Consider the following 18,190-nt stretch of genomic DNA (forward strand, 5'->3'; position numbering starts at 1 on the left):
GGCCGTGCCGGCTGTGTCCTATCCGTCATGGCCGGGCGTGTCCCGGCCATCTTCGCACCAGCCGACGGAGCACAGACGGCCGTGCGAGACGCTCCGCCATGACGTAAGAATGTGCCGGCCAGTCAAACCCGCCCCACCGTCTCCCACCATGAGACACTTTCATCCAATCTTAACAGACCGATACGGTTACCCGTCTCAGCGTCCATGATACCAATCCCCCGCGCGATTTGAGGTTTTTCAATTCGCCGCCAGCCCGGGAGCCATCATGAGCGACGAGACGCACAGTACGCCGGACGACAGCGCCAAGCCATCGCCCGAAGCCCCCCGCTCCGGCTGGGCATGCGACGATTTCTCGACCAAGGCCGCCACCGTTGGCGTGATCGTCGTGGGTGCCGCGCTGATCGAGGCAGCCCTCATCCCCGGCATGATCGTCGGCGCCGCCGCGATCCTCGCCCCCAAATACGTGCCGAAAATGGGCAGCACGCTGCAACCGATGTTCCGTTCGGTCGTCCGCGGCGCCTACAAATTCGGCCGCAAAGCCCGCGAAGCCGCCGCCGAGGCCAAGGAGCAAGTGCAGGACATCGTGGCCGAAGTGCATGCTGAAGGCTCCGACACGTCCGGCACGCCAGCCGCTTGAGTTCGACCACCGTGACCGCCGAGCCGGGCGCCGCGAAAAAGCCGCGCCCCGCCCGAACGAAGCGCTCGGCCGCCGCCAACGGGACCGCCAGCCCCGAACCCGTACGCCACACCGCCGAGGTCGCGCATGCCGTCCACGGTCGCGTGCGCCTCAAGATCCCGGCCGCGAAGCACGACCCCGACCTGCTCAACCGCATCAAGGCGGCCTTCACCGGCCTGCCCGGCGTCGATGCCGTCGAGATCAAACCAAGTTCCGGCAGCCTGGTCATCTACTACGATCCGGACCACCACCCGGAAATCGCCAGCCTGTTCCTCAGCCTGAGCCAGACGGAATCCGCGCCGCTGACGGTCGCCCACCCGGCGGCACCACAACAAGCCGCACCGCATCGGCCACCCACCAACAAGGTCGACGACCTGACCCGCACCATCGAGGGCGAGGCCGAATTCCTCGCCGAACACTCGATGTTCGCCCGCACCGTCGTCGAGGCGGTGAAGGAACTCGACCGCAAGATCAAACGCTCCACAAACAACAACGTCGACCTGAAGATCATGGTGCCGATTGCCCTGGCCGGCGTCACGTTTCTGGAGATTGGCGCCGCCGCGGCAACGCCGATGTGGGTGACCCTGGCGATCTTCTCCATGAACCATTTTGTCGAACTGCACGCGCATGACGCGGACGAACGGTAGCGGACCGACCGGCGTGCCGCGAACCGCCGGCAAGGACTGACATGGAATTCTCCATCCGCCATCGGCTTCCCGGCCGCATCAGGCTCCACATTCCGGCGCTTGCCGCCGCATCGTCCGTTGCCGCCGGCCATATCGTCACCTGGCTCAAGGCGCAGGACGGCATCACCGAGGCCCGCATCAACCAAGCCTGCGCCAGCCTGGTCGTCACCTACGACGAGGCCCAGCGCGAAACCCTGGACTCGATGCTGGGCTACCTCCGGTTCCTGTCACCCCGAGACCTGTTGACCCTGGTCGCGCAGACGGAACCTGCCCCCGAAGCCCCGGTCCTCCACGCACCAGCCGAACCGCCGGCAACCCTCGGCCCGTCAGTACTCGCGCTGCCGTCCGTGTCGCTCGCCCTGGCGTTCAGCGCCAGCCCGCTGGCCCTGGCGGCGAACATCCCGCTGATGATCTGGAACGCCTGGCCGATCGCCAAACGCGCCTGGGGCATCTGGTCGCGCGAAAAGCGGCTGAACGTGGACTTCCTCGACACGCTGGCGATCACCGCCTCGATTGGCCAGGGCCTGATGGTCACTGGCGGCATCATCACCTGGCTGATCCGCCTCGGCGATTGGATCCGCGATCTGACCGCCCGCGGATCGAAGCGCGCCATCGCCGGCCTGATGGAGTTCCAGACCCGCACCGCCTGGCTGCTGGTCGACGGCGCCGTGGTCTCGGTCCCCGCCACCCGGGTCGTCGCCGGCGATCTGGTCGTCGTCTATCCCGGCGAAATGGTCCCGGTGGACGGTGAAATCGTCGACGGTGACGCCACGATCGACCAGAAAACCATCACCGGCGAAGGTCTGCCGGTCTCGCGCGGCAAGGGCGAAGCAGTCTTCGCCGCCACCGCCCTGCGGGAAGGCCAGATCACCATCCGAGCCGAACGCGTGGGCGCAGACACGATCGCCGGCCAGATCGCCCAGTTGGTGGACAACGCCCCGATCGGCGACACCCGCATGCAGAACCATGCCGAACGCTTCGCCGATCGCCTCGTCGTCCCCACACTCGGCCTGGCGATCGGCAGCGCCGCCGTCACCGCCGATTTCCAACGCTTCCTATCGCTGGTGATCATCGATATCGGCACCGGTATCCGCGTCGCCGCACCCACCAGCGTGCTGGCCTCGATGACCCATGCCGCCCGTAACGGCATCATCATCAAAAGCGGCGGCCACATGGAGCGTCTGGCCCAGGTCGACACCGTCGTCTTCGACAAGACCGGTACCCTGACCCATGGCACCCCGGAGGTCATCGACGTCATCACCTACCAGAACAGCCTGTCCGCCGACCGGCTCCTCGGCTTGGCCGTGGGCGCCGAAAGCCGCCTGACGCATCCGGTCGCCGAGGCCCTGCGCGCCAGCGCCCGCGACCGCGGCATCAGTGTCCCGCTTTGCGACGCACCCGACTACAAGGTCGGCCTGGGGGTGCAGGGCCAGGTGAACGGCCACTACGTCCATATCGGCAGCGAACGTTTTCTGCGCGGCAGCCAGATCCGCGTGAAACAGGCTGAGGGCGACCGGGCCTCGCTGGACGAACACGGCTATTCCTGCCTCTACATGGCGGTGGACGGCAAACTCGCCGGCCTGATCCCCTACGCCGACAAGATCCGGCCGGAGAGCCGCGACGTCATCCGCGCCCTGCACGCCATGGGGATCAAGGAAACCGTGATGCTGACCGGCGACAACGCCACGGTGGCCAGCGCCGTCGGCGGACGCATCGGCCTGACCCGGCAGTTCGCCGACATGATGCCCACCGGCAAGGCCGAGGTCATCGCTGAACTGCAACGCGAGGGCAGGGTGGTCGCCATGGTCGGCGACGGCATCAACGATTCCGTCGCCCTAACCTACTCCGATGTCGGCATCGCCATGCGCCACGGCCCCGAGGTCACCCATGAGTCGGCCCATGTCGTGCTGATGGAAGACTCGCTGTGGAAGCTGGTCCAGGCGATCGAGGTCTCCCGCGGCGCCATCGGCCTGATCCGCCAAAACTACGGCATCGTCGCCGTGCTGAACGCCCTCGCCCTTGGTTTGGCCCTGCCCACCGGCCTGGTTTCACCCAGTTTCACCGCGGTGCTAAGCAACGGATCGGCGATCCTGGCCAGCCTGAACGGCATCCGGCCCCTGATGCGCGCCCGATGAAACTGCCGGCAGCCCAGCAGCGCGAACTGGAGCATGCCGTCGCGGTTCTGGAACAGCCGCGCCTCGCGATCCGCGTAGCGAACTACGCAGGCAAGCCGCTGGAGGGCGCCCTGGGCGCTATCCCCAGGCTGAACGGCGCGGTGCAGGACGTGCTGCGCAAGGCGATCCTGCAATGCCTGATCGTGGCGATCGAATCGCAGGAAGACGAGGCATTCGAACCCTCATCCTGGCTGCCGAAGGCGCTGACCGGGCTGGCCGGCGGCCTGGGCGGCTTGTTCGGCGCCTTTGCCCTGCCAGTCGAACTGCCGCTGACCATGACCCTGATGATGCGCGCCATCGCCGACATCGCCCGCCATCACGGCGAGGACCTGACCGCACTCGAACCCCGTCTTGCCTGCCTGCAGGTCTTCGCCCTCGGCAACAGCAAATCCGACGCCGGCGCCGCCATCGGCTACTACGCCGCTCGGACCACGCTCAACAAACTGACGGGCGAGGTCGTCGCCGGACTGGTGGAACGCACGGTCCTGGACGCATCCGCGCCCGCCATCACCCGCATGGTGACCGAAATCGTCTCCCGCCTCGGCTTCGTCTGGTCCGAACGCTTTGCCGCGGGCGCCGTCCCGGTGCTGGGTGCGCTGGGCGGCGCGTCACTCAACATGATCTTCATGGATCACTTCGAACGTGTCGCTCAAGGACACTTCACCATCAGGCGCCTGGAACGCGAGCACGGACGAGAGGCGATCGGCACCCTCTACCGGATCGCCGCCTCGGGGACCCCGCAGCCGCCGGCATAAACGAGGTCCGGTCGTTGCCCCACCGTCATGGCCGGGCGCGTTCCGGCCATCCGTGCTAAGCGATCGGCACCCTCTACCCGATCGCCGCCTCGGGGACCCCGCGGTCGCCGGCGTAAGCGGGGCCGGTCGTTGCCCCACCGTCATGGCCGGGCGCGTTCCGGCCATCCGTGCTAAGCGATCGGCACCCTCTACCGGATCGCCGCCTCGGGGACCCCGCGGTCGCCGGCGTAAGCGGGGCCAGTCGTTGCCGCACCGTCATGGCCGGGCCTGGTCCCGGCCATCCGCGCTTCACCCACGCCGCCGGGAAAGACCCTGTCGCACCGACACCGTTCAAGCATTGATCGCTCGAACAGCCATCGGCCGCCGCACCTCCTGCGACCGCCGCAGGATGCAAAGCAGCACGACCGTAACCAATAGCGTCCCCGCCAGCACCCCCAGAGACACCAGGAACGCCGCACGATCGGACCCAAACCCGCGAACGGTAAAGTATAGCGCGCCGACCACCGCCGCCCCCGACCCATTCCCAATCTGCTGGATCGTGCTGAGCACACCCGCCCCCGACCCGGCATGCGCACGAGGCACCCGGCTCAGGGCAAGCCCGTACAGCGGCGCCATCGCCATCGCCTGACCCACCCCGAACACGATCAGCAGACCCGACAAGATCACCGGATCCGATCCGCCAGGCGACATGATCCCGACAGCCAGAACGCCAAGCCCAAGGGCCTGCACGCAGCAACCCTCGATGATCGCCCGAGGCCCGCGCCGCTGCGCCCATGGCCCCGCCTTGCGAGACACGATCGCGAACGTCAACGCCAGTGGCACCACCACCGACCCCGACTGCAACGGCGAATACCCGAGGCCCAACTGCATGTAGAACGTCAGCACCAGGTAAAACGCCAGGTTGGCGAAGGTGAAGCACAGCACGGCCAGGAACGCCGTCATCGCCGGGCGGTCCGCCAGCAGGTCGACCGGCACCAGCGCCAGCCCGCCCCGTGCCTCCAACCGGCGTTCGAACCGCACGAAGCCACCCAGCAGCACCCCACCCAGAGCCAGTACCAATCCCAGCCAAAGCGGCCACCCCAGGTCCGGTCCCACGACGATCGGTCCCAGCAGCGCCAGCAGCGACACGAACAAGGTGCCAGCGCCCACGACGTCCAGCCGAGCACCCGGCTTTCGCGGCGCCGGCGGCATCAACCGCAGCGCGGCCACGGCCAACAGCAACCCGACCGGCACGTTAACGAAGAAGATCGACCGCCAGCCGATCCCCATCAGGTTGAACGCCACGATCCAGCCGCCCAGTCCGAACCCGACCGCGGCACCCAGGCCCAACGCCGAACCATAGATGCCGATCGCCCGCCCGCGTTCCTCATCCTGGAAGACGCGGTGAATGGTTGCCAGCACCTGCGGGATCATCAACGCCGCCATCGCGCCCTGAACCGTGCGCGCCGCCACCAGCTCCGCGCCCGAGTGCGTCAGCCCGCACCACAGCGATGCGCCGGTGAACCCCAGCAGACCTGCCAGAAACACCTTCTTCGCGCCGACGATATCGCCGAGCCGCCCGCCGGTGACCACCAGCGTCGCGAACGCGATCAGATAACAGACGATGATTCCCTGCGTCTCTCCGGTCGTAGCCGCCAGATCCGTCCTGATCGACGGCAGCGCCACATTCACCACGAAGGCGTCGACGACATAAACGAACTGTGCCGCCGCGACGATCGCGAGGATCCACCAGCGGCGAGGATCAGGGCGCGGCAATCCCGCGCCTGCTTCAGGCTTTTCCACAACACATATCTCCAGAAAATATTATTTAACCGACACGGAAAGTCAGGAGCGGCCGGACAGGCGGCGCAACACGACGAACCGGTCAACCTCGGTCATGCCGATGTCGGCCAGTTCCCGAACCGTCATCTGCGTCAGCATCGCGCGCTGACGCCGATGGGTGCGCCAGTCGTCCAGCGCCTGACGCACCACACGCCACATAAGCATCGGGCTAGACGATGAACTGATAGTCGGTGACGATCCGGCCATCCTCACCGACAATGAGAATTTCAAGTCCCGTCGCCAGGATTTCCTCACGGCCCGCCGGCAGCATCTGCCAGTGAAACGTCACCACGTCATGCAGCGCACGGGCATCCCGTACCGTTCGAAACACATTCCCCGCGTTCGTAACATTTTTCACGTGCGACCCGCGGATCCGTTCCTCCAGCGCGTCATAACCGACGGCGTGACGTGTATCGACGTAATGCTGCCCATCCGCCACCCACAGATCTTCGATCGCCCGCCGCCTGCGGTCCGCGTCCGTCTCATTCCAGGCCGCGACGTAACGATCGGCGAGTTGCTGTGCGTCGTACATGCTGTCCTCCAACTTCACCGCAGAGGCGAAATGCCCCCGCCATGCCGCAATATTGAGGACGACGCCCGCCCGGAATCGATGACGCAGCAGGTCAAGAAAGCACCCGACCGAAAGCGGGGAATTTGACCTGCCAGGTCATGGTATCGCACCGCCGATGCCCATAGAGTTCGGCCATGGACACGGCACCCCCTCCGTTTGGCATCCTGTTGCGCCGGTGGCGGCAGCACCGGCGGCTCAGCCAGTTGGAACTGGCCGAGACCGCCGACAGCTCAACCCGCTATCTCAGCACCCTGGAAACCGGCCGGGCGACACCCAGCCGCGACATGGTGCTTCGCCTGGCAGACTATCTCGACGTTCCCCTGCGGGAGCGGAACGCGATGCTGCTCGCCGCCGGTTTCGCCCCCTGCTACGAGGAACGAGGCCTCGCGGAACTCACCGCGGCGAGGCAGGCGATCGACCAGATCCTCAACGCCCACAAGCCATACCCGGCCTTCGCCGTGGACCGGCACTGGAACGTCATCCTGTCCAACAGCGCGCTGCCCCGGCTTTACGACGGATGCGCCCCCGAACTGCTGAAACCGCCGATCAACGCGATCCGTCTGCTGATGCACCCGCACGGCATGGCCGCCCGTATCCTGAACATGCGCGAATGGCGATGGCACGTCATCACGGTGCTCCGCCAGCAGATCCGCGCGCGTCCCGACCCTAGGATCGAAGACCTGCTCGATGAAGTCATCGGCTACGCCCCGGACCGCAGGGCGGAGCTGGAAGCCATCCCCAACAGCTCCCAGCAGCTTGCGGTCCCCATCAAGTTCGCCACGGATTTCGGCACCATGTCGTTCCTGGGCACCACTACGGTGTTCGGCACGCCAACCGAGGTGACCCTGTCCGAACTGGCGCTGGAGATGTGGTTCCCAGCCGATGCCGAAACCGCCGCCGTGGCCGCCCGCATGCAGGCCGAGGACGGTTGATCTGCGGGGTGGCAACAGACGTCAGAAAGCGCTACATGTAACGCATGGCAGCGATCAAGACAGGTGCGGCGCGAGTACAGCGGCGGCGTGACAAGCTCCGGGCGGCCGGACTGCGGCCGCTGCAGATCTGGGTGCCCGATACGCGGGCTATCGGTTTTGCTGAGGAATGCGTTCGGCAGGCGCGGCTTATCCGGCAGAGCGAGAACGCGGAGAGCCTCGCCGAGGACGAAGCCTGGGCTGAGGAGTCCGACATAACCGGCTGGACAGCGTGAGGCGCGGGGATCTGGTGACGGTCGCCTTGCAGGGCGAACAGGGCAAGCCTCGCCCCGCCCTCGTGGTGCAGGCGGATCATTTTGGCGACCTTGCATCCGTCACGGTGCTGCCGATCACCGGCACACTGGTTGATGCGCCCCTGTTGCGGGTGCCCGTCGAGCCGAGCGGGTTGAACGGATTGGCCAAGCGCTCGCAAATCATGGTCGACAAGCCGCAGACGCCATCACGCAGCAAGTTGGGGCCGGTCATTGGACGGCTTGATGACGCAACCATGGTGACGGTCAACAGGGTCCTTGCCGTGTTTCTCGGTCTGGCGTGAGGTCGCTGACACGAACCGGAACTATGCCCTCGCCACCCCCTCATTATGCCCCGGCAGCACCACCGTCAGCATCAGCGCGCTCAGGCTCTTGCCATGCGGATCGATCGCCAGCGACCGCGTCACCCCGCCGCCCAGCGCGTTCTCGATGACGAAATTCAGCGCCCGCAATTGCGGCAGCTCATACCGCCGCACGGGCCCGGGCGTCAGGTGCCGGAAATGCCCCAACACCACCTCCGGCGTCAGCTCCCGCCGCAGCACCTGCCAGCCCTCATCACTGTAAGCGGTCACCGAGATATTCGACGTATTCCCCTTATCCCCCGCACGCGCATGGGCGATATCGTAAACCCGGATGCTCATGCCGCCTGCTCCATCACGATCTCCGGCTTCACCCATTCCCGAGGGATCAGCACCGACTTCACCGCCAATATCTGCCTTGCGCCGAAATTGATCCCGCCACCGGCCCCCGTCGGCCCCTGCATGTGCAGGCTGCGCACCTCCGCCCCCACCGCCTCGGCCGCCTTCTTGTCCGGCGTCCGTGCCGCAATCCGCAGCCGCACCTCGTAAGGCTCCGGACACAGACTGGCATCGTTGGCATGCAGCGAGTTCATCCCGATCAGGTCAACCCGCATCTCCTCATAGCTCAGCCCGCGGCGGCGCAAACGTTCCTTCACCACCTCGATCCCCAGCTTCGCCCGAGCCAGCGCGTTGATGCCGGCAAAGCCCATCTCACCGGAGCCCATATACCCGTCGAAATACCCCACCACCACTTTGTAGGTTGCCGTGCGCGGCTTCCCGCGCGCCCCATCCAGCCCGACCCGGTCATGCCCCAGCGTCCGGAACGTCACCCCCGACGCGTCCAGCACGCAGTCCGGCGTGATGTAGGCACTCGGATCATGCATCTCGTACAGCAACTGCTCAGTGCAGGTCGCCACATCCAGCCGCCCGCCGGACCCCGGCGTCTTCGACACTTCCACGCGCCCGTCCGCCCACACATCGGCCAGCGGATACCCCAGCCCGGCGAGGTCCTCGACCTCCTTCCGGCCCGGATCGGCAAAACATCCCCCGGTCAACTGCCCGGAACACTCCAACAGATGCCCCGCCAGCGTCCCATTGGCCAGCTTCGGATAATCGTCATACGACCAACCGAACGCATGCAGCATCGGCCCGAGGAACAAGGCCGGATCGGCCACCCGCCCGGTGACCACCAACTCCGCCCCAGTGGCAAACCCCTTCGCCACCACATCCGCCCCCAGATACGCATTCGCCGACGCCATCTTCGGGAGCAGCGACTCCAACCGCGCCCCGTCTTCCATCAGCGGCAGCTCGGGATGCGCGCGCATCACGTCGGTGACCTCGTCACCGCGCACCACGGCGCAGGTGTAGTCCGGACAATCCCATTCGGCGGCATGCTTGCGCACGGCCCGAGCGGCCCCCATCGGATTGGCCGCACCCATGTTGGTGACGATCTTCACCCCGCGCCGCAGCGCCGGCGGCATGATCGCCTCCATCCGCTCCAGCAGCACCGGGGTGTAGCCCTTGGCGGGGTCCTTCGCCCGGTCCAGCGTCTCGCGGGCGATGGTGCGTTCGGCCAGGCATTCCATCGCCAGATAGTCGAGTTCGCCGCGCTCGACGATCTCCACACCCGGTGGAATCCGGTCGTCGGCAAAGCCGGCGCCGCAGCCGATCCTGATCTTGTCGCGTGCCATTCTGTTCCCCTTGTCGGGTGGGATGGTACTCGGGGTTCGCCGATGGTGTCCACGCTTGCAGCCGGATCGTGTGGGTCTGCAAAGAAAAGCGCCTAACGCAGATAAGAAGATGGATGCACGCTGAGCACGCAGATGCTATCTAGGGGCGCGCCTGCATGAGCATCAAAGCGAGGAAGCGTCGAATTTGCCTTCGATCCGGGTATCCGCTTTCTCGTGTGCCTCTTTTTCTGACTCTAGTCTCCGCCACTGTAATAGTGAATTGCCACCTTACCAGTAGCCCGAGCAGAAAGCCAGTCAAAGGTGAAACCAATAGGGGCACCAACAAGTGGAACCATTTTCATGAAGCTTGTCAGCGATTTTTCGCCAGCTTTTGTTATGATTTTTTGGGGGATAATCTTCCATATTTTCACCATAATTTCCCTGGTTATGTATTTATCAATAGCTTTTTTGGTTATACCCTTTGTCATTTCTACTCCCAATCGCTTTAATCCCTCTTTAGCGGAATCACCTGCTAAAATGAGAAATATGTCTGTCTTAATGTTCGCCGCCTTTAAATCGTGACCATATACGTGAGCGATGGCGATAGCCATAAATATTTGAATCTTCCATGATGCTACCAGATCAGCCGGCACAGTAACTGGAAGAGTAATAAGTCCACCCACCCCAGTAGCAGCACCAACGAGTCCATTTTTCATGGATTTTCTGCTTACGATCTTTCTCGCGAGTGCATCGTTTGAAATTTCTGGATTCAGAGATCGTAACGATCCAACATATTTGTCAACTTCAGGTAGACTCTTTTCAACCATCCAATCCACTATCTTCGTTATCACATTCTCCTTTTCTTCTACCTCATTACCATCCTCGTCTATCGTTTGATTACTCATAGTCCCCCAAGGAGCGCAACTGAGAGTGGCGACAAGTGGGTAATATACCGTAACATGACATAGTTGCCACAAAAAACTGACCCTACGCACCTAGTCTGTCGGTAAATCTTGAAATGCCTTCTCAACCCTGAGAACTACGCGTATAGGTTGTGATTGGCTGTGATGGCGGTTGCAACCTTCCTTCGGGATGGTGGGGGATCACTGGTCGTGGCCAATCACCATCCGCGTCCATCCACTTCCATCGTTAGATTCTTACTTTCCCGACCCAAACACCACCCAACCCACCGACCCCCATCCGACAACCCAACGCCCACTCACCGCCACAGCACAACACGATCGGATCCAGCCACCGAGCTGCCTCGATCAGCCCCGCCCGCGTGGCCGGATGCAGCGGCGGGTGCGTTCGGCCAGGCACTCCATCGCCAGGTAGTCGAGTTCGCCCCGCTCGACGATCTCCACCCCCGGCGGAATGCGGTCATCGGCAAACCCGGCGCGCCCGTCAGAGGTGCAAACGGCACCCCCAACCGTCAGGCCGCGAGAACCCGCCTTTCCGAACCAACCGCCGCCGTCCCCGAACCCACAACCGCTGCCATCGCCTCGGCGACCACGGCATCGGTGTAATGGTCCCGCACCAGCGCCAGCCCGGCCTCGGCATACTGATCGTGCAGCACCGCCTGGCGATTCAGCTCGCAGATCAACGCCGCCATCTCCGCCGGGCCATCCGATACCAACGCCCGCAGCAGCCCATCCAGCGGAATGCCTTCCGCCGCGATCCGGCTCATCACGCACGGCACGCCGGCCGCCAAGCTGTCCAGCACCTTGCCCTTGATGCCAGCGCCGAACCGCAACGGCGCCACGGTCAGCCTCACTTGGTCGAACACTGCCGCCAACTGATCGACATGCCCCACCAACGTCATCCGCCGATCCAACCAGTCCCACCCCTGGCCCGACCAGTCGCTGCCGACGATCACGCACGGCATCTCCGGATCGAGATCCCACACGCGCGGCATGATCTCCTCCGCCAGCCACCGCACCGCATCCGGATTGGGCGCATGCCGCATGCCGCCAACGAACGCGACACCCTGCCGCCGCCACAGCGGCACGGTCCGCGCCGCCGCCTGCAACGCCCACGGCACGACATGGACCGGCAGCCCCGGCGCCTCCTGCCGCAGATAGTCTGCCTCCGCCGGCGAGTGCGTGATCACCGCATCCACCATCCGCATCGCATTTATCTCGCGCGGTTTCAGGCGACGGCTTTCCTCCAGCAACTCCTCGTTTCCATGCACACGCGCTTGCCGGGCGACGCGAACATGTTGCAGGTCGGCAACGCTGTACACAACGCGTGACCGAGGCTGCCAGGTCCGCACCATCGGCGCATACGTCTCCGCATTGGACAGCCTGTGCAGATAAACCAGGTCGAACATGTCGCGCCCGCGCCGCAGCACCTCCTCCACCGAGGCAACCAGCGGGGCGCGATGGCACGTCACCCCCAGGGCCGACAACGCCGCGTCATCGCTGGACGCCATCTCCCCCGACGCAACGAACTCAACCTGCCAGCCCAGCGCCTGCAACGCCGCGATATGGCTGAGGACGGCATTGGACCCGGCATCGCGGTCCCAGCGCGGCAGCCGGTCATCGATGACCAGCGCCCGCTTCGGCCGGTGCCGGGGCCCTTTGGCCCAGCGCACCAGGGGACCGTCGCTGCCGCTATCCCGCCGATGCACCGCCCGTATCCGCCGGACATGGTCGGTACTCTCAAGCAACACATCCAGTAACGCGTCCAGGGTGGATGGATCGTCGGCGACGTCGATCGCGAAATCCATCGTCTGGCGGACATCCCGCAGCAGGGACGCGCCATTATGCGGCTCGATCACCAGCGGTGACCCCGCCAGTTCGCGCCCGTCGGCCACGCGCCGGACACGCAGTTCATGCCCCGTCAACGGCGACAGCCCGCGCGTCAGGCGCAGCTCGAAACCGTGACGCCCGTCACCGATCCCAGCCTCCTCCAGGTCGGCGCGAAAGCGATTGGCGGTCACGCGTGCGATCAGGCCATGGCCGTCCAGCACGTCCAGGATCACGGGAGAGCCGGGATGCTCAGGATCGAAGGCCCAGCCGCCGATGGACGCGCCGTCGAGCCCGTCCAGATTGCCCTGCAGCGGTCCGGGAACATCCACCCTATCCTTCGGCGTCAACCCGGTCCGGGAGTCGATGACACGGCGCACCTGGGCCAGGATCGGACCTGACTCGATACGCGGCGCGCAGAACATCCAGCGTTGCGAGTCGTCGGACGGATACAGCCGGGAAAATTCAGCCGCGTTGTGGAACATGCCGCGGCTGTCGCAATCGACGAACGTCTCGGCCGGGGCATCCTCCGCGAAGATGACATCGTGCTGGTCAAGCTCGATATGGAAATACTGGATCGGATCGATATGCGGACAACGCACGATCGATGCGCCGTTGACCAGATGTTCGGCCTGGATCAGCACATCGTCGAAAAACAGCGCATGCAGCGGAGACACGTAAAGATCGCGGACAGGCACATCCGTACCCAGCGCACCCGCCTTGATCAGGATCGGAATGATATCGCGATTGCCCGCCGCAAAAGCGGACGCATAGGACCGGGTGCCAATCCACTTGATCGGCTTGGCGGCACCGTCCAGCGTGATGACGCAATCGCCGATGGCAAGATCCTCGACGCGAACGTCACCCTTGTCGGTGCGGATGCGCGTCCCGGCCAGGTAGCACGGCGTGGTGTTCTCGATGATGAAGCTGTTGCCGCCGGAATTGCTGGCATGAAAGAATTGCCCAGTATAATTTCCGCTCGGATCCAAATTGATATCGATCGGACCGCCCGACGCCAGGCCAAGCTGCAACGTATCGCCGTTGACCAGATTCGCCGACGTAACGGACTGCCCGGTGATCTCCAGTGTCTGGCCGCTGACCATGCCCGAAACGACGTTGCCGCTTGCCGCGGTGCTGCTGAATGCCAGGATATCGCCCGTGGCGCCGCCGAACGCGATCGTGCCGCTGCCGTTCAGCGCCGCAACCTGCACGCTTCCGGCGTTGATGATCACCCGCCCGTTATTCGTCATGACGCCGGAATCGATCAGCGCCCCCGACGTGTCCAGCGTGCCCGCATTGCCCAGCGTCGCGCCGGCCGCGACGTTGTTGGTGCCGGTGAATTGCCAGGTGGCACCGGCATCGATCGTGGTCTGGGCGAAATTCACGAACTCGGACCCCAGGCCGCTCAGCGCCCCGGCGCTGGACCCGGAAGCCAGCTCCAGCGTACTGATCGCCCCGCCACCGACGGCATTGCCGCCATCGACGATCCCCTTGAAGTATCCACCAGGGTCGTCAATGACGCGATTGGTGAAGCCGGAGCCCAAGATCACCGCGTCCGCGCCGCCAAGGATTTGTCCGGCGTTGATGACTGTGCCGGCGCCCCCCTCGATCTTGACACCGAAACTTGTACCATCGGCGGAGATCCTACCGTCGGACAGGTTGGTGACGGTCCCGCCGGCGTACAATCCGACCGGCCCGTAACTGCTGTTGCCGACGATGCTGCCGGAATTGACGATCAACCCGCTGGCCGCGGTGAATCTGACGCCGCCCGAGATGAGGCCGGTACTGAAGTTCGTGACGCTGCCGCCGGCCGTGGAATAGATACCAACGCCGTTGGCGTAGGTACCGCCGATGAAGCCAGAGTTCGTGATGGTTCCGCCGGTCGACCCGTGCTCGAGATAGATTCCGGATTCACCAGCGATAATGGTGCCGCCAAGCTGGTTGTTGATTTTGACGCCGATCCCGTAGACGCCGATCCCGAATTCCGAGTTCCCAACGATCAGGCCGCTGTTTGTCAGACCGCTTTCACTGGCGCCGGGATCGTCGAAATAAACCCCTATAACATCGCCCACGAGGGTGCCGGTGTTCGTTACACTGGCATTGCTATCGAGTATTGTGATCGCGGACTCGGCGCCAGGGCCCCCCATATAGAGGTTGTTAATGACGGTATCATTGTTGCCCTTGATGCTGACCCCACCGTCGCTCCCGAAAAGCGACGCGGTATTGATCAACGTATCGTTGCTGCCGGTGATGACGATCGCGTACTGGCTGCTGTGCAGCAAGCGGTTCGACCCGTTCGATGCAACCACCCCGTTTCCGGAGAGGTAATAGGTGCTGTTCCCGGGTGGTACGGTGACCGGCATCGCTTTTCTGCTCCCCATTGCCCTTCAAGGGCGGCTTCGGCCATTCAATACGCTGTGGTTTTTATGACCCGACGCAGAAGGCTTATGTAATACTATATTTATTGCGATATGCCGAGCAAGTGCCTCTGCCCGGCAGCCAACGCAATTGCGTGAATGAAAAGAAAACGCCGTCACCGCCCCCAGCGCAACACCATCGGATCCAGCTGCCGAGCCACCTCGATCAGCCCGGCCCTGGTGGCCGGGTGCAGTGGCGCCAGAGGATGGCGCACCATCTCCGACCGGATCACCCCGCCCTCCCGCATCAGCACTTTCGCCGCCAGCAGCCCGCATTGGCGATTCTCGTAGTTGATCAGTGGCAGCCACCGGTCATACGCCGCCACAGCGGCTGTCCGGTCACCGGCCAAATGCGGATCCACGATCTGACGCATGCCATCGGGATAGCCGCCGCCGGTCATCGCCCCGGTGCCGCCGGCATCCAGGTCCGCCAGCAATGTGATCCCTTCCTCGCCGTCCCACGGCCCAACGATCGAGTCACCGCCTTCCGCGATCAGCGCCCGCAGCTTGTCGGCCGCCCGCGGCATCTCGATCTTGAAATAGGCGACGTTGGGAATTTCCCGCGCCATGCGGGCAAGGAACGGCACCGACAGCGCCGTCCCGGCCACCGGCGCGTCCTGGATCATCACCGGGATGGAGACCGCATCCGACACGCGCTGGAAAAATTCGTAAATGCCCGCCTCCGACGCCCGCATGGTCGCCCCATGATACGGCGGCATCACCATCACCATGGCCGCCCCTGCCGCCTGCGCCAGCCGGCTGCGTTCGGCGCAGATCTGCGAGCCGAAATGCGTCGTCGTCACGATCACCGGCACCCGCCCCGCCACGTGGTCGAGCACCGCGTGCATCACCCGTTCCCGCTCCTCATCCGTCAGCACGAACTGTTCGGACCAGTTGGCCAGGATGCAGATGCCTTGCGACCCAGCCTCGATCATGAAGTCGATCGCCCGCTTCTGGCCGTCCAGGTCGAGTTCGCCATTGTCATCGAACACTGTCGGTGCGACCGGGAACACGCCGCGATACGGCGCGACTGAGGGCTTGGACATGCTTCTTCCTCCAGGATAGTCGGCCAATGCTCAGCCACCCGGCCGCCGCATGCAAGACGCCGGATCACCCACCCACGACACAGCCGCTGGCCTTGTGATCCCGGGCACCGTATATGCTGCGCCCGTCTCCCATTTCCGGATCTGTCGCCTTTCATGATCAGTCAATTCCGCCGCTACTCCGAGTCCTGGATCGCCCGGATATTCTTCCTCATCATGGCGGTGTCGTTCGTCGGCTGGGGGATCAGTGGCGAGATCTTCCGCATGATGGGCGCGCCAACCTGGCTCGCCAAGGTGGGGGGCGAGACGATCGAAATCCCGACTTTCCAGGCCGAATACCAGCGCGCTTTGACGCAGCAGACCCGCGATTTGCCCTCTGGTCAGGAGGTGACGGCCGGTCTGCGGCGTCAGGTCGGCCAGCAGACGCTTGAACGGCTGATCGCGCAGGCCGCCCTCGGCATCGAATTGAGCGATATGCGGATCGTCACGCCGGACGCTGCGCTGGCCGCCCAGGTCCGCGCCATGCCGGCGTTCCGGGACTCCAGCGGCAAGTTCAGCCGAACGGCGTTCGACGCCGCGCTGCAGAACGCCGGCTACACCGAACCGCGGTTCCTCGCGCAGCTTCGCTCCGACATCGCCCAGCAGCAGTTGCTGTCGGTGGTCGGCGGTTCGGCCGCCGCGCCGGATGCCGAGGTGAAGCCGCTGTATGAAATGGAGTTCGAGAAACGCTCCGCCGACATGGCGTTCTTTCCGCTGTCCGCCGCGCCGGAACCGCCCGCCCCCGACGACGCGGCGCTGACCCGCTGGTATGAGAATCACAAGGACAGCTACACCACCCCGGAATACCGCCGCATCAAGGCGGTCGAGTTGTCCCCGGACTCCCTGGCATCGGAGATCAAGATCACCGACGCCGACCTGCAAGCGGCCTTCGAGGAGCACAAAACCGACTACCAGACCGAGGCAAAGCGGTCGGCCGAGGTCATCTCCACCCAGGATGAGGCGAAGGCCCGCACCCTGGCCGAGACATGGCGCGGCGGTGTGGACTGGGCCGGGATGCAGGCGGCGGCGAAGGCGACCAGTGCCTCCGCCATCACTCAGGACGATGCGACCCAGGTGCAGTTCCCCGATCCGGACCTGGCGAAAGCGGTATTCGCCGCCCAGGTGAACGCGGTGTCGGACCCGGTGAAAGGCCAACTCGGCTGGTTCGTGGTGAAGGTGACGAAAGCCACCGGCGGCACCACCACCACCTGGGAGCAGGTTAAGGATTCTCTCCGCGCCCGGGTGCTCGCCAGCAAGGCGGCGGACCTGATCTATGACCGGGCGAACAAGCTGGACCAGTTGCTGGGGAACGGCACCAGCCTGGACAACCTGCCCAGCGACCTGGGGCTGGCCGGCGTGGCCGGGACCCTGGATTCGACCGGGAACACCCAGGCCGGCGTGCCCGCGCCGATCCCCGGACCGGCGGAGCTGAAGGCCGCGATCATCGCCGCCGCATTCCAGGCGCACCAGGGCGACCAGCCGCAACTGACCGAGGTGCAGACGCCCTCCACCGGCGGGTCGGCGTATTACGCGCTGTCGGTGGAAAGCGTGATTCCCCCCGGCGTGAAGCCGTTCGACACGGTGAAAACCCAGGTGGTGGACGATTGGAAGCAGGATCAGCGGCGCCGGAGCCAGGATAAGGCGGCGACCGCGATGATGCTGGCGGTGCAGGGCGGGAAGACGTTCTCGGACGCCGCGACGGTCGCCGGAGTGACGCCGAAACTGAGCCCCCAGGTGACCCGGGACCAGGGCAATCCCGCGATGCCGCCGGAATTGCAGCGGCCACTGTTCGGCCTGAAGCTGAAGGAGGCAACGATGGTCGAGACCACGGAAGGCTTCGTGGTGGCGCAACTGGTTGAGATCGTGAAGCCGGATGCGGCGGCCGACAAGGCGGGCTACGATCAGGCACGTTCGGCGGTGTCCAAGTCGATCAGCAACGACCTGTCGACGGTGTTCGTCGATGCCCTGCGCCAGCGGGCCAAGCCGCAGATCAATCAGCAAGGCTTCGACAGTGTCGTCCAGGCCCAGTAAGGATCCCGTCATGGCGGGCGC

Annotated in this window: 16 protein-coding genes; 8 read left to right on the forward strand and 8 right to left on the reverse strand. The window is 64.8% G+C overall.

Annotated elements, in window-relative coordinates; translation table 11 throughout:
- Positions 1-265 precede the first annotated feature (265 nt).
- Genes GSQ89_RS21990 through GSQ89_RS22005 form a run of 4 tightly spaced genes read left to right on the forward strand, consistent with a single transcriptional unit; the run spans position 266 to position 4,291 of the window.
- Positions 266-637 carry a DUF5132 domain-containing protein gene (locus tag GSQ89_RS21990; protein ID WP_158929209.1) on the forward strand — a complete coding sequence of 124 codons (372 nt, stop codon included), beginning with the start codon at positions 266-268 and terminating at the stop codon, positions 635-637.
- A complete protein-coding gene (locus GSQ89_RS21995; protein ID WP_158929211.1) occupies positions 634-1,323 on the forward strand; it encodes an HMA2 domain-containing protein in 690 nt (229 codons plus the stop codon). The genes GSQ89_RS21990 and GSQ89_RS21995 overlap by 4 nt, the downstream gene beginning before the upstream one ends.
- Positions 1,324-1,364: 41 nt before the next feature.
- Positions 1,365-3,497, forward strand: coding sequence for a heavy metal translocating P-type ATPase (locus tag GSQ89_RS22000; protein WP_158929213.1), 2,133 nt, complete (start codon positions 1,365-1,367; stop codon positions 3,495-3,497).
- Positions 3,494-4,291, forward strand: coding sequence for an EcsC family protein (locus GSQ89_RS22005; protein WP_158929215.1), 798 nt, complete (start codon positions 3,494-3,496; stop codon positions 4,289-4,291). The genes GSQ89_RS22000 and GSQ89_RS22005 overlap by 4 nt, the downstream gene beginning before the upstream one ends.
- A gap of 330 nt (positions 4,292-4,621) precedes the next feature.
- Here the strand turns inward: GSQ89_RS22005 and GSQ89_RS22010 are convergent, their stop codons facing one another.
- Genes GSQ89_RS22010 through GSQ89_RS22020 form a run of 3 tightly spaced genes read right to left on the reverse strand, consistent with a single transcriptional unit; the run spans position 4,622 to position 6,644 of the window.
- The gene (locus GSQ89_RS22010) at positions 4,622-6,073 is read right to left on the reverse strand and encodes an MFS transporter (protein WP_216856314.1); all 1,452 of its coding nucleotides are present in this window, start codon (positions 6,071-6,073) and stop codon (positions 4,622-4,624) included.
- 42 nt (positions 6,074-6,115) lie between these two features.
- Entirely contained in the window at positions 6,116-6,259 is a 144-nt protein-coding gene (locus GSQ89_RS22015; protein ID WP_216856315.1) for a DUF1127 domain-containing protein, read from the reverse strand.
- A gap of 22 nt (positions 6,260-6,281) precedes the next feature.
- Positions 6,282-6,644 carry a hypothetical protein gene (locus GSQ89_RS22020; RefSeq protein ID WP_158929219.1) on the reverse strand — a complete coding sequence of 121 codons (363 nt, stop codon included), beginning with the start codon at positions 6,642-6,644 and terminating at the stop codon, positions 6,282-6,284.
- 173 nt (positions 6,645-6,817) lie between these two features.
- Here GSQ89_RS22020 and GSQ89_RS22025 point away from each other — a divergent pair, with 173 nt between their 5' ends.
- From GSQ89_RS22025 to GSQ89_RS22035, 3 genes are read left to right on the forward strand one after another with little or no spacing between them, the layout of a single operon-like run.
- Positions 6,818-7,615: a helix-turn-helix domain-containing protein gene (locus GSQ89_RS22025; protein WP_158929221.1), complete on the forward strand. Its 798-nt coding sequence runs from the start codon at positions 6,818-6,820 to the stop codon at positions 7,613-7,615.
- A 44-nt stretch (positions 7,616-7,659) separates the two neighbouring features.
- On the forward strand, positions 7,660-7,887 hold the full coding sequence (locus GSQ89_RS22030) for an antitoxin MazE family protein (RefSeq protein ID WP_174254905.1): 228 nt from the start codon (positions 7,660-7,662) through the stop codon (positions 7,885-7,887).
- The gene (locus GSQ89_RS22035; RefSeq protein ID WP_158929223.1) at positions 7,884-8,207 is read left to right on the forward strand and encodes a type II toxin-antitoxin system PemK/MazF family toxin; all 324 of its coding nucleotides are present in this window, start codon (positions 7,884-7,886) and stop codon (positions 8,205-8,207) included. The genes GSQ89_RS22030 and GSQ89_RS22035 overlap by 4 nt, the downstream gene beginning before the upstream one ends.
- A 21-nt stretch (positions 8,208-8,228) precedes the next feature.
- Here GSQ89_RS22035 and GSQ89_RS22040 read toward each other — a convergent pair whose 3' ends face one another.
- The 5 genes from GSQ89_RS22040 to GSQ89_RS22060 form a co-directional block, all read right to left on the reverse strand.
- Positions 8,229-8,564, reverse strand: a complete 336-nt coding sequence (locus GSQ89_RS22040) for a hypothetical protein (RefSeq protein WP_158929225.1) — start codon at positions 8,562-8,564, stop codon at positions 8,229-8,231.
- The gene (locus tag GSQ89_RS22045; RefSeq protein ID WP_158929227.1) at positions 8,561-9,913 is read right to left on the reverse strand and encodes an acyclic terpene utilization AtuA family protein; all 1,353 of its coding nucleotides are present in this window, start codon (positions 9,911-9,913) and stop codon (positions 8,561-8,563) included. Before GSQ89_RS22045 ends, GSQ89_RS22040 begins: the two co-directional genes overlap by 4 nt.
- 233 nt (positions 9,914-10,146) lie before the next feature.
- Positions 10,147-10,797 (reverse strand): EcsC family protein, encoded by a 651-nt coding sequence (locus GSQ89_RS22050; protein ID WP_158929229.1) that lies wholly within the window; start codon positions 10,795-10,797, stop codon positions 10,147-10,149.
- A gap of 527 nt (positions 10,798-11,324) precedes the next feature.
- Entirely contained in the window at positions 11,325-15,002 is a 3,678-nt protein-coding gene (locus GSQ89_RS22055; protein ID WP_158929231.1) for a Hint domain-containing protein, read from the reverse strand.
- Positions 15,003-15,172: 170 nt separating this feature from the next.
- Positions 15,173-16,102: a dihydrodipicolinate synthase family protein gene (locus tag GSQ89_RS22060; protein WP_158929233.1), complete on the reverse strand. Its 930-nt coding sequence runs from the start codon at positions 16,100-16,102 to the stop codon at positions 15,173-15,175.
- A gap of 153 nt (positions 16,103-16,255) precedes the next feature.
- Here GSQ89_RS22060 and GSQ89_RS22065 point away from each other — a divergent pair, with 153 nt between their 5' ends.
- Positions 16,256-18,169: a peptidylprolyl isomerase gene (locus tag GSQ89_RS22065; protein WP_158929235.1), complete on the forward strand. Its 1,914-nt coding sequence runs from the start codon at positions 16,256-16,258 to the stop codon at positions 18,167-18,169.
- Positions 18,170-18,190 lie beyond the last annotated feature (21 nt).

The sequence above is a fragment of the Acidisphaera sp. S103 genome (assembly GCF_009765975.1).
GTDB lineage: Bacteria > Pseudomonadota > Alphaproteobacteria > Acetobacterales > Acetobacteraceae > Rhodopila.

Bases quoted from the DNA above. Each gene is read 5' to 3' on its own strand.
- GSQ89_RS21990 (WP_158929209.1), top strand. From the start codon at position 266: ATGAGCGACGAGACGCACAGTACGCCGGACGACAGCGCCAAGCCATCG.
- GSQ89_RS22000 (WP_158929213.1), top strand. From the start codon at position 1,365: ATGGAATTCTCCATCCGCCATCGGCTTCCCGGCCGCATCAGGCTCCAC.
- GSQ89_RS22005 (WP_158929215.1), top strand. From the start codon at position 3,494: ATGAAACTGCCGGCAGCCCAGCAGCGCGAACTGGAGCATGCCGTCGCG.
- GSQ89_RS22020 (WP_158929219.1), bottom strand. From the start codon at position 6,644: ATGTACGACGCACAGCAACTCGCCGATCGTTACGTCGCGGCCTGGAAT.
- GSQ89_RS22025 (WP_158929221.1), top strand. From the start codon at position 6,818: ATGGACACGGCACCCCCTCCGTTTGGCATCCTGTTGCGCCGGTGGCGG.
- GSQ89_RS22030 (WP_174254905.1), top strand. From the start codon at position 7,660: ATGGCAGCGATCAAGACAGGTGCGGCGCGAGTACAGCGGCGGCGTGAC.
- GSQ89_RS22040 (WP_158929225.1), bottom strand. From the start codon at position 8,564: ATGAGCATCCGGGTTTACGATATCGCCCATGCGCGTGCGGGGGATAAG.
- GSQ89_RS22045 (WP_158929227.1), bottom strand. From the start codon at position 9,913: ATGGCACGCGACAAGATCAGGATCGGCTGCGGCGCCGGCTTTGCCGAC.
- GSQ89_RS22050 (WP_158929229.1), bottom strand. From the start codon at position 10,797: ATGAGTAATCAAACGATAGACGAGGATGGTAATGAGGTAGAAGAAAAG.
- GSQ89_RS22055 (WP_158929231.1), bottom strand. From the start codon at position 15,002: ATGCCGGTCACCGTACCACCCGGGAACAGCACCTATTACCTCTCCGGA.
- GSQ89_RS22060 (WP_158929233.1), bottom strand. From the start codon at position 16,102: ATGTCCAAGCCCTCAGTCGCGCCGTATCGCGGCGTGTTCCCGGTCGCA.
- GSQ89_RS22065 (WP_158929235.1), top strand. From the start codon at position 16,256: ATGATCAGTCAATTCCGCCGCTACTCCGAGTCCTGGATCGCCCGGATA.